This window comes from Lentisalinibacter sediminis, from assembly GCF_040706615.1.
Lineage (GTDB): Bacteria > Pseudomonadota > Gammaproteobacteria > Steroidobacterales > Woeseiaceae > Lentisalinibacter > Lentisalinibacter sediminis.
In genome coordinates this window covers 24181-38299 of sequence record NZ_JAPDRF010000001.1, presented here as the reverse complement: position 1 = coordinate 38299, position 14119 = coordinate 24181, and the positions used below count along the sequence as shown (strand labels likewise).

The following is a 14119-nucleotide window of genomic DNA, read 5'->3' as shown; positions in this document are numbered from 1 at the left end:
CTCAATCAGGGTCTCACTCGGGCGCCTCCAGCCCCGTCGCCGTCTCCTCGATGAGGTGGTCGACGACGGCCTGCAGGGCCCCCTGGTGATCGGCACCCTCGGACAGCGCATCCCGGTAGGTCTCGAGCTGGCGATGCGCGCTGGTACCCCGCTCGATGATATGGCGCACCGAGCGCACCTCCGCCACGCAGTCCAGCGCCTCGGCGTCCTCGGCGACCAGCTCCAGGAGCTCCTCCAGCAGAGACTCGAAGGCGATGACCCGGCCCTTGGCGAGATCGATCATGCCCTCGTCGAAACCGTAGCGCATTGCGCGCCAGCGGTTCTCGTGGATGAGCATGTTCGGATAGATGCGCCAGCGCTGGTTGTCCACCCGCAGGCGAAACAGCATGCGCAGGATGCACACCACCAGTGCCGCCAGCGCCATGGTGTCGTCGATGAGCGTACACACGTCCATCACCCGCGTCTCGAGCGTGGGGTAGCGCGCGCTCGGGCGCTGGTCCCACCACAGCTTGGTGGCGTCCTCCATGATGCCGGCCGAGACCAGCACGTCCACGTGGCGCTGGTATTCGCCGAAGCTCGAGAAATGCTCCGGCAGCCCGGTGCGCGGCAGCGCGTCGAACACGGTGAGCCGGTAGGATTTCAGCCCGGTGTCCTTGCCCTCCCAGAACGGCGACGAGCAGGACAGCGCCAGCAGGTGCGGCAGGAAATAACTCATCTGCGACATGAGATCGATGCGCATCGCATCGTCCTCGATGCCCACGTGCACGTGCATGCCGCAGATCAGCAGCCGCCGGGCGGCCGCCTGCATCTCGGTGGCCAGCGCCTGGTAGCGGGTCTTGGGTGTGTGCTTCTGCTCGGTCCAGCGGCTGAACGGATGGGTGGAGGAGGCAATGGGCGCCAGCCCGTGTTCGTCCGCCACGTCCGTGATCACGCCGCGCAGCCGGGCCAGGTCCCGGCGCGCCTCGCGGATGTTCCGGCACACCCGCGTGCCCACCTCGATCTGGGAGCGCATGAACTCCGGGCTCACCTGACCCTTGCAGCGCTTCTCGCACTCCTCGAGCATGGCGGTGGGCGGGTCGTCCGCCAGTCCCCGGGTCTCCCGGTCCACCAGCAGATACTCTTCCTCGATACCGATGGTAAAGGCAGGCTCTTTCATGGGGCGGGTGTCATGGGCCGGGTAGCGGGTTGTCCCCCGAGCGGCCCGGGGCATCGTGCTCCGGCACCACGGGCAGGCGGCGGTAGAGATTCGGGTTGTCCAGGAGGGGCGCGAGCAGGTGCACGAGCCGGTCGGTCCAGAGCTCCAGACCCTCCTCGCTCATCAGGTGATCCTGGCGGATCTCGAAGGCGGCATGGGGCAGCCCCGTGCGCTCCGCGTGGTAGTCCACGGTGAAGTCGGCGGGCGCCCGGCCCGAGTAGGGTTCGTTGTCCCCGATCACCAGCCCGGGGATGCGGTGCAGTCCCTCGAGGATGGGGCGCGGCAGACGCGGATCGGTGTCCCAGAGGATCCCGGCGTCCCAGTCGCGGCCCTGCCCGTCCAGTACCGGCGTGAAACTGTGGATGGAGATGAACGCCGGCACCCGGTCGCCGTCGGTCAGGCGGCGGATCTCCTCCTCGATGGCCCGGTGATAGGGCCAGTAGAGTGCGTCCGCCCGGCAGGCCTTCTGCTGCTCGGTCAGCCCCTCGTTGCCGGGGATGATGTGCCCGTCGCCCCGGCTCAGGAAAGCCGTCGGATCGGTCAGGTGGCGGTTGTAATCCACCACCAGGCGGGAATAGCAGGCCAGCACGGCATTGGCCTCGAGCCTCGCCGCCACCCGCCGGGTGAGTTCGCCGGCACCGATGTCGCAGGCCAGATGGGTGGACAACCCCTTCTCGTCCATGCCGAGATCGCCGAGGGTGCGGGGGATGCGCCGGCTGGCGTGATCACAGACGATCAGCACCGGCGGGTCGCTGCGTCCATGCACGATGTCGAACGGCGGCGGCTCGTCCGGCGCCAGCAGTGCCCGCTGTGCGTGTTCCATGGCGGCCTGGGCGGGTATGTGTACCGGCTCGGGTGCGTCTTTCATACGCCTCCGAGTGTAACCCATTCGCCGAGAGGTCGGCAGGCGCGGCCCGTCCGTCGGACGGTCGGCAAGACAACCGCTCCGGCCCTCAGGCCAGCGCGCGGTCTTCGCTGTCGCGACCCGTCTCGCCCCAGGGCACGAAACGGCGCACCGATTCCGGCCGGGCGATGTGGAAGCCCTGGGCGTATTCCACGCCGATCTTGCCGAGGATATTCAGCACCGCTTCGGTCTCCACCCGCTCGGCGATCGTGGCGATGCCGAGCGCCTTGCCGATGCGGCTGATGGCATCGACGAGGCTCTGGTCCTTCACGTCCTCGCCCACGTTGTGGATGAAGGCGCCGTCGATCTTGAGATAGTCCACGGGCAGGTGCTTGAGATAGGTGAACGAGGACAGGCCGCTGCCGAAGTCGTCCAGCGAGAAGCGGCAGCCGGCGTCCTTCAGCTCCTTCATGAAGTGGATGACCCGGTCGAGATTCGCGATGGCGGCCGTCTCCGTGATCTCGAAGCAGATGGCGCCGGTCGGCAGCTTGCGGCTGCGCAGCTCGTGGATCACCCAGGCGCGGAAGCGATCGTCGCTCAGCGAGGTGCCGGAGAGATTCAGCGCCAGCGTGTAGGCGGCCTGTCCGTCGACGCCCACCCGGTCGGCCAGGTTGTCCAGCGTCTCGCTCACCACCCAGCGGTCCAGCATGGGCATCAGGTTGAAGCGCTCCGCCGCCGGGATGAACACGTTCGGCTGCACCAGTTCGCCGTCCTCGTCGCGCATCCGCAGGAGCAGCTCGTAGTGACTGCAGTCGGCTGCGTAACCGCCCTCTTCGCCAATCGCCACGATGGGCTGGAAGTACAGCTCCAGGCGGTCTTCCTCCACCGCGCTGGTGATGCGCGAGACCCACTGCATCTCGCGGTGGCGCATGGAGGCGTCGCCGTCCTGGTACAGGTGCACCTTGTTGCGGCCGAGATCCTTGGCCGAGTAGCAGGCCACGTCGGCGGCGCTCATCAGCGCGCCTACGCTCACCGTTTCGTGGGTCACCATCACCACGCCCATCGAGGCACGCACGCTCTGCACGCTGTCCTGCCAGACGAAGCGGTGGTTCTCGACCGCGCCGCGGATGGTCTCGGCCACGCTCACGGCCCGCTCGCAGTCGCAGTTCTGCAGCAGGATGCCGTACTCGTCGCCGCCCAGCCGGGCCACCACGTCGCTGGAGCGGATGCAGCCCTGGATGCGCTCGGCCAGCTGGCGCAGCAGCTCGTCGCCGGCGGTGTGGCCGAAGGTATCGTTGACCACCTTGAACTGGTCGAGGTCGAGGTACAGCAGGCCATGGGAGACACCCGTGTCCAGGCTGGCCTCCTCCAGCGCGGCGGTCAGCCGGTTCTCGAACTCGCGGCGGTTGATCAGACCGGTCAGGCTGTCGTGGGCGGCCTGGTAGGAGAGCTGGCGGGAGAGCCGGCTCTCCTTGCTCACGTCGTGGAACACCATCACCGCGCCGATGACGTTGCCGACCCGGTCGCGGATGGGCGCCGCCGAATCCTGGATGGGGATCTCGTTGGACAGCCGGTTTATCAGCACCGAGTCTTCCGCCAGCGCGATCACCCGGCCTTCGCGCAGGCAGCGCTCCGCCGGATTGTCCACGGCCTGGCGACTGTGGGCATGCACGATGGACATGATCTCGCCGATGGGCTTGCCACGGGCGGCCCGGAGCTCCCAGCCGGTGAGATCCTGTGCCACCGGATTCAGGTAGTCCACATTGCCGTCCGCATCCGTGGTGATGACGGCGTCGCCGATCGACTTCAGCGTGACCTGCGCCTTCTCCTTCTCCTCGAAGATGCGGGTCTCGGCGAGCTTGCGCTCGGTGATGTCGGTGATGGTGCCCTCGTGGGCGATGATCTGCCCGTCGGCGTCGAGCACTGCGCGGGAGTTCTCCAGCACCACGATCTCGCTACCGTCCCGGCGCTTCATGCGCGCCTCGAAGTTGCGCACCACGCCGTCGCGCTCCAGCTTTTCGCGGAAACGCACGCTGTCGTGGGGGTTCACGTAAGCGGTGGACGACTTCACCTCGCGCTTCAGGTCTTCCTCGTCCTCGTAGCCGAGGATCTGCATCAGCGCCGGGTTGGCCGACTCGATCTCGCCCTCGGTATTGGCGATGTAGACGCCCTCCACCACGTGCTCGAACAGGCCGCGGAAGCGGGCCTCGCTGGAGCGCAGCGCCTCCTCGTCGTAGCGGCGCTTGATGGCGATGCCCGCGAGACGCGCCAGGCCGGTGATACGGTCCAGCTCTGCCGTGGAGGGCTCCCGGATCTCGGCGAAATACAGCGCGAGCGTGCCCAGCACATCGTCCGCGCCGCCCACCAGCGGGAAGGCCCAGCAGGCACGCAGCTCGTGTGCCTCGACGAAGTCCGCCAGCGACGCCCAGCCCGGGTCGCGGGCGATCTCGGGCGTGATCACCTGGGTGTTCTCGGCTACCGCGCGGCCGCAGGAGGTGGTCGCGGAGTCCACCTGGAAACCGTCGATGACGTCCAGCACCGCATCGGGCAGGCCGGTGGAAGCGGCCACCCGGAAGCTCTCGCGGTCCCGGTCCAGCGTCGTCACCAGCACGCGGGCGCCCGGCGTCACCTGTTCCATGGTCCGGCAGAGCGCCTTCAGCGTGCTCTTCAGGCTGGCGCCGGAGGCCACCATCTCCAGCACCTTGTGCTCGCCGAAGGCGATCAGCTCGTTGCGCTTGCGCTCGGCGATGCTGGTGATGCTGCCGCGCAGCAGCTTGCGGTTCGCCGAGGGCAGCCGCACGAGACGCACCTCGCAGGGAATCTCCCGGCCGTCGGCGTCGATATGCAGCCATTCGAAGCAGGGCTGCTCACCGTTCAGCGCGCGCTCGACGAAGCCACGCGCCTTGCCGAAGGAGAGCGAGCCGTCCAGCTGGTATTCCGGCGAGATGCCCTCCGGGCCCATCGCCAGCAGCCGCTTCCTCGACAGGTTGAAGAAGCTGAGCGCGTTCTCGTTCACGTCCACGAACCGGCCGCTGTCGACGTCCAGCACCACGATGGCCTCCGCGGCGTGGTCGACCAGCGCCCGGTAGCGCTCCTCGTTCTCCCGCAATGCCCCCTCGGCTTCCAGACGCCCGGAGATGTCCCGCAGGCACAGCACGAAGGCGCCGCTGGTCTTCTCCGACAGCCGGGTGGTGTTGATCTCGGCGGTGAAACCGCTGCCGTCGGCGCGCAACGCCTCGGTCTGACCGGTCTCCAGCTCCAGGTAGGTATCGTCCAGATTGGTGATGTAGGCCTGCAGGAACATCTTCACCGGGATCTTGCCGGCCTGGGGCAGCAATGCCGGCAGCATCACGCCCGGCAGGGCGCCGGTCTCGTAGCCGAAGAGCTGGTGGGCGACCCGGTTGGCGTAGCGGATCATGCCGTCGGGATCGACGGTGAGGACAGCGTCGGCGACGCTGTCGAGCACCACGCGCAGGTCGGCGTTGCGGCTCGGCTCGTCCTGCGGGGTCGTGACCAGACGGTCCAGCTCGGCGTAGCGCGCCTCCACCAGCTCCAGCAGGCTCGGATAGTCGAGTCGCTCGCCGTCGGCGGTTGCCTGCCGAATCTGTTCTTTGAGGGTCGGGTGCATGGGTGGCCGGTCCATTCCTCCGAGACCCCCTGGGCGCGCTCGCGGCGAGCGTCGGACCAGAGCTTCTCCCAGAGCTTCACCTGATGCGCCGGCAACACCGGCACTAATGAACCGGACGATAGTCGGCGTCACCAGAGGTGTCTGTGATCCAACTCTCGTTTCGATCAGGGCGGTGGGAAAATTTTCCCGCTTACGTTCGAGCGCCCGTCAAGGCTTATAGACAGCGCTCTGATTCCCATGCGATTTCCAATTCTCAATTGCCGACTTCAGTTGCCGCCGCTCTCCTTCGCCGGCAGCGACCGGACCGTCTCCCCCTCCGTGGTCCGCAGCTCACCGTTCTGCTGCAGGGTCGGCGGCTGGTCGCCCACCTGCACGGGGATGGACACCGCGCGGATCTGCTCGCCCTCCGCCGTGGCCACGCTGACCAGCACGGAGAGATAGAAGCGGCCCTCGGCCGACGGGATCACCACCACCCGCTCGGTCGCGGGCTCGGACGACGCCTCGACCAGCGGCCGCAGCGTCTCGCGCCGGACTTCCGCCGGCTGGCTGGCGCCCATCTGCAGGCCCTCGCGGGGCTGGAGCTGGACGGTCACCGGTCCCTCGAGGCTCGAGCGGAGCTTCAGCTCGATCTCCACCGGCTCGCCGGGCCGGGGCTCGCCGAGCACCTCGTAGTCGATGTCGATGGGGGCCACCGGCTTGCCGGGGGAATCGCCCTGCCGGGCCGCGATCTCCGCCGTGGTGGCCTTCTTCGGCACATCCTCGGCCCCAGTCGAGGAAGTTTTTGCAACCACCTGATCCGTAGACTGATCCGAAGACGCAGGCTCTTCGCTGCCGCAGGCTGCCAGCAGGAGCACGGCCAGCGCCATTGCCAGGCCGGCGGGGTTGATCGATGTTCTGTGGGTCATGGCTGTTCCCTTGCGGATGTAGTGTGGGCGCGATGTGGTGGGGGTCGCGCCTAGAACTGGCTCAGAGAGACGTCAAAGCACATGGTGTCCTGGGTGAAGTCGGCGCTGCCGGTGACAAAACCGTAGACGTTCGGGAAGCCGGCCTCGAAGAGTTCGATGACGTAGGTACCCGGCGGCAGACCGGTCAGGTCGAGGGACTCGGCGTTCTGGGTGCCGGTAGCTCCCAACCAGCTCAAGTCGTCACGCGTCAGACCACTGCGATAGACCCAGAAATCCGGATCCGAGAACTGCGCGGGCTCGCCCTGCGGAGCACTCGGCGGGTTCGTCGTCGTCACCGAGATGCGGTAGTCGCCGGTCACGCCGACGGTGAAACGCAGGTAGCGGAACAGGCCGAGCTTGTTGCCGTCCTCGCTGGGATCGAACTGGCGGGTGACGCACAGGTCCGTCACCGGACTGCCGAGCTGCAGCTCGGCATGGACCGGCAGCAGGTCGGTGGCGCCGGGGTTGTTGCCGGCCTCGCTGTCGCCCCAGATGTCGCCGATGACATCGATATTCTGCGCGCTGACGATATCGTCGATTGCCGCGGATTGCGACGCATTGGCCTGCTTCAGCTCATGGATGAAGCTGAACAGCGTCGTGAAGGCCGGCGTCACCCGCTGCGGTCCGGTCAGCACCTCGTGCAGCGGCGCGAAACCGAGCGACAGGCCGTCACTGCCGTCTGCCGCATCGTCGAACAGGTCCCACAGGATGAGCTGCACCGAGGTCTCGTTGTACCAGCCGGAGGCGAAGGTACCGTCGGTCTCCACACTGAAGCCGAAACTCGTCTGACCCGTCACACGGAAGAACGTATCGAAGTACTGCGGGTCACTCATGATCATGCCGGCGACGGCGTTGCCCCAGCCCTCGCCGAAGGCAAGCCGGGCATCCAGCCGGTCGTCCAGCCCGTGCCTGCCACCCGTGCTGTCCGCGCGCGCCAGTACGTCCTCGTAGTAATGGCCCCACTCGTGTGCCACCACGTGGGTATCGAATTCCTCCGTGTCCGCGCTGGCGTCGCCGAGCAGGAACAGCGAGTCGAGGTCACCGCGATAGAACGAGGTGCCGATCTCGCCGGTATCCAGGTTCCTGGTACTCACGTTCGGCGTGTTGTTCACGCTCCAGAACGCATCCAGCGGCGCGAACTGAGCCGCCGGATTGACGCCGGTGACCAGTTGCATCGCCTGATAGATGATGTCGAGCACGGAGAACGGCGCCGCTGCCCGCGGCTGCGTGTAGCCCGAACCCGTCCAGCCCGTCTCTGCCAGAAGATTCCGTACCGAGTCCGCACCGCCGCTGTCGGCGACACTGCCCTCCAGCACGTAGAGCGGACGCTGCGCGAGAGGCACACCGATATTGCTGGTGTTGTCGCGGACCTCCACATCCCACGCCGGCGATCCCGTCCGCTTCAGTTCCGCGCGGATGCGGATGAAGACATCCGTCAGCGACGGCACGGTCAGCGCATAGTCGCCGTTGCCACTCGCCACCGTCTCGGCGAGCACGGCGCCATCCGATGCGGCGATGGCCTGCACCGTGGCACCGCGGATCGGCCGGACCTCCGTGCCGGAGAAATCAAGCCCTGTCCCGATCGGTCCGCGCGGCACGAACTCGAACTGCACTTTGCCGCTGATGGTCACGGTCGCCGGGGCCTCCCGGACCGTGAGTACCACGAGGTCCGTGTCGCTGGCCCCGTCGCTGTCGGTCACCGTCAGGCGGAAGGTCAGCGGGGTATCCGCCGTCACGTCCGGGGCGGTGAAACTCGCCTGGGCCTGACCGGCACCGGTGATCGTGACGGCGGGACCGGCGGTCTGCTCCCACAGAAAGTCGAGGCTCGAGGTAGACTGCTCCGCATCGCTGCTGCCCGACCCGTCGAGGGTCGCCGTCTGCGCCTCGAAGACCGCGCGGTCCGGGCCTGCGTCGGCCACCGGCGGGACGTTGACGCCGGCCACGGCATTCACCGTGATGGTCGCCGCAGCCGTGTCGGTGGCGCCGTTGTTGTCGGTCACCGTGAGTTCGAAGGTCACGGTCAGGGTATCGCCCAGCGCCAGGTCCGGCGCATCGAACGTGGCCGTGGCCGTGTCCGCACCGCTCAGCGCGATGGACGCGCCGCCGACCTCCACCCAGGAGTAGCTCGCGATGGTGCCGTCCGGGTCCGTGCCGCTGCCGGCCAGCGTGACCAGGCTGCCCTCGTTCACCGTCTGGTCGCCGCCCGCATCGGCGGTGGGCGCCTCGTTCGGTTCGATGGTGACGGCCACGGCATCGCTGGCGCTGGCGCCGTCGTTGTCCCGGACCGTCAGCGTGAACTCCAGGGTCTCGGCGACGTTCGGCGCGGTGAAGCTGGCGCTCGCCGTGGAGGCGCCCTGCAGGGTCACGGATGTACCGGCCGTCTGGGACCAGGTATAGGAATTGATGGTCCCGTCGCTGTCGGAGGAACCCGCCCCCGAAAGGCTGACCGTGTCCCCGCCCCGCACCTGCTGGTCCGCGCCGGCATCGGCCACGGGCGCCTCGTTCGGCGGGGCGATGGTGCCCCCGCCACCGCCTCCTCCGCCGCCACAGGCGGCCAGCAGCGAGACGAGGGCGATGAGGGTGAACTTCCTGTATAACTGCATGTTCCCGTATCCGTTCTGCAGGTGCCGGCCGCGCGGCGTTTCCGGCTGGCATTGGTGGCCGATGGCGCATGGCGAGGAGCGAAGATAATAGCGTCCGACGGGCCGCCCCGCGAGCGCCGGGTCCCCGTCACCGGTATCCGACGCTACCGTTCATCGGACCCGTGCCGCGCCGACGGGTTCACGTTTTTTCAACAAGTTGCCTGCTAGACTTTTCGCTGGACGGGTGCGCCCGGATGCCCCGGCCCTGTCCGCAGACTCACGCAGCCCAGGTAACGATATGAGTAAAGCGAACATTCTGGTCACCGGCGGTGCCGGTTACATCGGCAGCCACGTGGTGCGCCAGCTCGGCGAGGCCGGGGAGCGCCCGGTCACGCTGGACAATCTGTGCACCGGTTTCGCCGACGCCGTCCTGGCCGGCGAGCTCGTGCAGGGCGACACGGGCGACGAGGCCGTCCTCGACCGGCTGTTCGCCGACAACGAGATCGAAACGGTGATGCACTTCGCGGCCCACACCATCGTGCCGGAGTCCGTCGCCGACCCGCTCAAGTACTACCGCAACAACACCGCCTCCAGCCGCACCCTGCTGGAGGCCTGCCAGCGCCATGGCGTGAAGCACTTCGTGTTCTCCTCCACGGCGGCGGTCTACGGCATCCCGCCGGAGGGCCGCGCGGCGGAGACCACGCCGACCGCGCCCATCAACCCTTACGGCACCTCCAAGCTCATGACCGAGTGGATGCTGCGGGATCTCGCCGCCGCCGGCGGGCCGAGCTACGTGGCGCTGCGCTATTTCAACGTGGCCGGCTCCGACCCCGAGGGCCGCATCGGCCAGTCGACCGCCAGGGCCACCCTGCTCACGAAGGTGGCCTGCGAGGCGGTGGTGGGCAAGCGCTCCCACGTCTCCATCTTCGGCACCGACTACGGCACCCCGGACGGCACCGGCGTCAGGGACTACATCCACGTGGAAGACCTGGCCCGGGCGCACGTGGACGCCCTCACCTATCTGCGCGCCGGCGGCGACTCCCGGGTGCTGAACTGCGGCTACGGCCACGGCTACAGCGTGCGCGAGGTGCTGGACGCCGTGCAGCGGGCCGCGGGCCACGCCATCGAGATCCGCGAGGAGCCGCGCCGGGCCGGCGATCCGCCCAGCCTCGTGGCCGTCGCCGACCAGGTGCGCGAGGTGCTCGGCTGGCAGCCCCGCTACGACGATCTCGACACCATCGTCACCCATGCCCTGAACTGGGAGCGCAAGCTCGCGGCGCGCGACGCCCCGTCCCGGGCCACCGGCTGACCGGGCCGCAGCACTCCGGGCAGAGGGATTACGTTAAACTCCCGCCATGAGATTCCCGCGCCCCCGATCACTGAACGGCCTGCTCTTCATGGGTTTCGGTCTGGTCACCATCCCGCTGATGGTGGCCGTGGTGTGGGCGCTGGTGCAGCTGGAGCGCTACGCCGACGAGAGCGAGAGCCTGGTGCTGGAGAGCGTCACCGCCACCCAGAACACCCGCCTGGTGCTGGAGCGCCTGCGCGAACTCGAGCGCCTGGCCAAGCTGTATCAGGTGCAGCAGACCGAGGATTACCTGGACCTGATGACCCAGGACGCGGCCCGCTTCGAGTCGCGCCTGACCGCGCTGGCGCCGCTGGCCGAGCGGGCGGGCGCGGCCGAGGCGGCGGATGTGCTGGGCCGGCGCACCAGTTCCGCCGTGTTCACCATCCGCACCCAGCCGGCGGATTCGGAACGCGTGCTGCAGGCCACCCGTGAGCTGGAGGAACTCTCCCGCCAGGCCGGCGAGTTCAGCGTGGCCGTCAACGACTTCATCGGCCGCGAACTCGCGGCCCTGCAGCAGGACGCCAGCGACTTCCAGGCCACACTCGCCTGGCAGGCCGCCGCGCTGATCCCGATCGTCCTGATCCTGGTGCTGATCTTCGCCCTGCTGGTGACCCGGCCCATCCGCCAGATCGACAGCGCCATCAACCAGCTCGGCCAGGGCGGCTTCTCCCGGCCCATCCGCGTGGGCGGCCCCACCGACCTGCAGGCGCTCGGCCGCCAGCTCGAGTGGCTGCGCGTGCGCCTGCTGGAACTCGCCCAGGAGAAGAACCGCTTCCTCCGGCACATGTCCCACGAGCTGAAGACCCCGCTCGCCAACATCCGCGAGGGCACGGACCTGCTGCTCGACGGCGCCGTCGGGCCGCTGGAAGACCCCCAGCGCGAGGTCACCGACATCCTCCGCTCCAACGGCCTGAAGCTGCAGCGTCTCATCGAGAACCTGCTCTCCTTCAGCGCCTGGCAGACCAAGAGCGAGATGCTGATGCTCTCGGACTTCTCGCTGAAACCGCTGATCGCCGGCGTGCTGAAGGACCACCGGCTGGCCATCAAGACCCAGGGCATCAAGCTGGCCCTGGACGTCGAGGACATCCGGGTGAACGCCGACGAGGAGAAGCTGCGCACCGCGCTCGACAACCTGATCTCCAACGCCATCAAGTACACGCCCCGGGGCGGACACATCCAGGTGCGTGCCATCGAGACCAACTCGAGCTTCGTCATCGACGTGGCGGACTCGGGCCCGGGCATCCCGGCCGAGGAACGCAGCCGCATCTTCCAGGCCTTCTACCAGGGGGCCAACCAGCAGCACGACGGCCCGGTGGCCGGCACCGGCATCGGCCTGTCCGTGGTGCTCGAGTGCGTGCAGGCCCACGGCGGCAGCGTGGAACTGGTGGATTCGCCCTGGGGCGGCGCGCACTTCCGCCTGCACATCCCCCAGGAACAGATCAGCCTGACCGACAGGATGGCGGCCAATGCGTAGCGCAACACCCGGCTGGATGCCCGCCCTGCTCGCCGTGCTCGCCGGCCTGGCACTCATCAGTGGGTGTACTTCTACCACGGGCTGGCTCGACCGGGGCGGCGACGAGGGAACTGCGACCCGCGACGTTGATGGCGCCGACGTCTCCGGCTACCTTCGGACCATGCGCGACCTCGCGGCCGGGGATCCCGCGACCAAGGCCGAGGTGTTCGCCCGGGTGGACGACGCCTTCCTGCAGGCGCCGACCACCACCAACCGGCTGCACCTGGCACTGGCACTCGCGACCCCCGGACACGCCGGCGCCGATGCGGAGCGGGCCCGGGAGATGCTGACCGAGATCCTGGCGCGCTCCGAACTGTTGCTGCCGGCCGAGGTCACACTGGCCGAGCTGCAGCTGGAGGTGGTGGAGCAGCGGCTGCTGCTGAAGACGGAGAACCGCCAGCTGCGCTCGCAGTACGAGCGCGCCGCGGACGACGACCGCCAGCGGCTCGCGCAACAGCTGGCGGCGGCCCGGGCGGAGAACCGGGAACTCGCCCGGGCACTCGAGGAGGCGGAGGAGAAACTCCGCGCGATTACTACCATCGAGAGATCAATCAGGGAACGCTCCGATGCCGACGAACAACGCTGAGCGCAAGGAAGAACCAAAGTCCGGTAACAAGGGTCGCATCCTGCTGGTCGACGACGACCCGGGACTGCTGCGCCTGCTCTCCATCCGGCTGCGCGCCGAGAAGTACGAGGTGGAGGCCGTCGAGAGTGCCCACCGGGCGCTGGCGGTGCTGAACCGGTTCGAGCCGGACCTGGTCATCACCGATCTGCGCATGGACAAGATGGACGGCATCGGTCTCCTGAAGGAGCTGCAGGAGCGCTCGCCCGGCCTGCGCGTCCTGATCATCACGGCACACGGCACCATCCCGGACGCGGTCGCCGCCACCCAGAGCGGTGCGTTCGGCTTCCTGACCAAGCCCATCGACAAGAAAGAACTCCTCGACCACGTCGAGCGCGCGCTGAAGGTCTCCGCCAAGGCGCCGCCGGAAGACGACTGGGCGGACGAGATCATCACCCGCAACCCGCTCATGCGCGAGCGCCTGAACCAGGCCCGCATGGTCGCGGACAGCGGCACCCGCGTACTCATCACCGGCGAGAGCGGCACCGGCAAGGAACTGATGGCGCAGGCCATCCACCGCGCCAGCAACCGCCGTGACGCTCCCTTCGTCGCCATCAACTGCAGCGCCATGGCCGAGCACCTGCTGGAGTCCGAACTGTTCGGCCACGAGAAAGGCGCCTTCACCGGCGCGAGCCGCGCCCACAAGGGGCTGTTCCAGGCGGCCGAGGGCGGCACGCTGCTGCTGGACGAGATCGGCGACATGCCCATGCGCCTGCAGGTCAAACTGCTGCGCGTCCTGCAGGAAGACCAGGTGCGCCCGGTAGGCGCCACCGAGTCCATCCCGGTCGACGTCCGCGTCATCTCCGCCACCCACCGGGATCTGCGCGAGATGATGGCCGAGGGCACTTTCCGCGAGGACCTCTACTACCGCCTGAACGTGGTCAACATCCACGTCCCGCCCCTGGACGACCGCCGCGACGACATCCCGCTGCTCGTCTCCCACTTCCTGAAGACCGTCGCCGAGGAAGCGGGCGGCGATCGCAAGGTCTACGCGCCCGAGGCCGTCGAGCTGCTGGTCACCGCCGAGTGGCCGGGCAACGTCCGCCAGCTCTACAACGTGGTGCGCCAGAACGTGGCGCTGTCCCGCTCGCCGGTCATCAGTGCGGAGCTCGTGCGCTCGTCGCTCGGTGAGCACGGCGGCAAACTGCCGTCCTTCTCCGAGGCCCGGGACGAGTTCACGCGGAACTACCTGAGCCAGATCCTGCAGATCACGGCCGGGAACGTGAGCCAGGCGGCAAGGCTGGCGAAGCGCAACCGGACGGATTTCTACAAGCTGCTGGCACGGCATGAATTGAACCCGGACGCGTTCAAGCCGCACTAATGTAGGAGGGGATTTATCCCCGATTTCTTGATGAATCGGGCCTAAAGGCCCTCCTACATTTTTCTCAGGCAATCCCTCAGAAAACCGCGTGGCTGCCATCGGTCGTCCCCGCCATGCTCGTC

9 protein-coding genes are annotated in these 14119 nt (G+C 68.1%); 4 read left to right on the top strand and 5 right to left on the bottom strand.

Annotated features, from left to right (window positions below):
• Positions 1 to 13 precede the first annotated feature (13 nt).
• The 5 genes from ACJMKX_RS00160 to ACJMKX_RS00140 form a co-directional block, all read right to left on the bottom strand.
• Entirely contained in the window at positions 14 to 1156 is a 1143-nt protein-coding gene (locus ACJMKX_RS00160; RefSeq protein WP_405219762.1) for a carboxylate-amine ligase, read from the bottom strand.
• Between the two features lie 10 nt (positions 1157 to 1166).
• Positions 1167 to 2063: an N-formylglutamate amidohydrolase gene (locus ACJMKX_RS00155; RefSeq protein ID WP_405219759.1), complete on the bottom strand. Its 897-nt coding sequence runs from the start codon at positions 2061 to 2063 to the stop codon at positions 1167 to 1169.
• 85 nt (positions 2064 to 2148) lie between these two features.
• Positions 2149 to 5667 carry an EAL domain-containing protein gene (locus tag ACJMKX_RS00150; RefSeq protein ID WP_405219756.1) on the bottom strand — a complete coding sequence of 1173 codons (3519 nt, stop codon included), beginning with the start codon at positions 5665 to 5667 and terminating at the stop codon, positions 2149 to 2151.
• 266 nt (positions 5668 to 5933) lie between these two features.
• Complete coding sequence (locus tag ACJMKX_RS00145) at positions 5934 to 6572, bottom strand: hypothetical protein (RefSeq protein ID WP_405219753.1); 639 nt, start codon at positions 6570 to 6572, stop codon at positions 5934 to 5936.
• Between the two features lie 50 nt (positions 6573 to 6622).
• Positions 6623 to 9214 (bottom strand): PKD domain-containing protein, encoded by a 2592-nt coding sequence (locus tag ACJMKX_RS00140; protein ID WP_405219750.1) that lies wholly within the window; start codon positions 9212 to 9214, stop codon positions 6623 to 6625.
• A 277-nt stretch (positions 9215 to 9491) separates the two neighbouring features.
• Here ACJMKX_RS00140 and galE point away from each other — a divergent pair, with 277 nt between their 5' ends.
• Genes galE through ACJMKX_RS00120 form a run of 4 tightly spaced genes read left to right on the top strand, consistent with a single transcriptional unit; the run spans position 9492 to position 13997 of the window.
• Positions 9492 to 10502, top strand: a complete 1011-nt coding sequence (gene galE, locus ACJMKX_RS00135) for a UDP-glucose 4-epimerase GalE (protein WP_405219747.1) — start codon at positions 9492 to 9494, stop codon at positions 10500 to 10502.
• Positions 10503 to 10548: 46 nt separating this feature from the next.
• The gene (locus ACJMKX_RS00130) at positions 10549 to 12015 is read left to right on the top strand and encodes a HAMP domain-containing sensor histidine kinase (RefSeq protein ID WP_405219744.1); all 1467 of its coding nucleotides are present in this window, start codon (positions 10549 to 10551) and stop codon (positions 12013 to 12015) included.
• On the top strand, positions 12008 to 12640 hold the full coding sequence (locus tag ACJMKX_RS00125; RefSeq protein ID WP_405219742.1) for a hypothetical protein: 633 nt from the start codon (positions 12008 to 12010) through the stop codon (positions 12638 to 12640). Before ACJMKX_RS00130 ends, ACJMKX_RS00125 begins: the two co-directional genes overlap by 8 nt.
• Complete coding sequence (locus ACJMKX_RS00120; protein ID WP_405219739.1) at positions 12621 to 13997, top strand: sigma 54-interacting transcriptional regulator; 1377 nt, start codon at positions 12621 to 12623, stop codon at positions 13995 to 13997. The genes ACJMKX_RS00125 and ACJMKX_RS00120 overlap by 20 nt, the downstream gene beginning before the upstream one ends.
• Positions 13998 to 14119 lie beyond the last annotated feature (122 nt).

Coding starts and splice junctions, on each gene's coding strand:
- ACJMKX_RS00160 (WP_405219762.1), bottom strand. CDS start 1,156: ATGAAAGAGCCTGCCTTTACCATCGGTATCGAGGAAGAGTATCTGCTG.
- ACJMKX_RS00155 (WP_405219759.1), bottom strand. CDS start 2,063: ATGAAAGACGCACCCGAGCCGGTACACATACCCGCCCAGGCCGCCATG.
- ACJMKX_RS00150 (WP_405219756.1), bottom strand. CDS start 5,667: ATGCACCCGACCCTCAAAGAACAGATTCGGCAGGCAACCGCCGACGGC.
- ACJMKX_RS00145 (WP_405219753.1), bottom strand. CDS start 6,572: ATGACCCACAGAACATCGATCAACCCCGCCGGCCTGGCAATGGCGCTG.
- ACJMKX_RS00140 (WP_405219750.1), bottom strand. CDS start 9,214: ATGCAGTTATACAGGAAGTTCACCCTCATCGCCCTCGTCTCGCTGCTG.
- galE (WP_405219747.1), top strand. CDS start 9,492: ATGAGTAAAGCGAACATTCTGGTCACCGGCGGTGCCGGTTACATCGGC.
- ACJMKX_RS00130 (WP_405219744.1), top strand. CDS start 10,549: ATGAGATTCCCGCGCCCCCGATCACTGAACGGCCTGCTCTTCATGGGT.
- ACJMKX_RS00125 (WP_405219742.1), top strand. CDS start 12,008: ATGCGTAGCGCAACACCCGGCTGGATGCCCGCCCTGCTCGCCGTGCTC.
- ACJMKX_RS00120 (WP_405219739.1), top strand. CDS start 12,621: ATGCCGACGAACAACGCTGAGCGCAAGGAAGAACCAAAGTCCGGTAAC.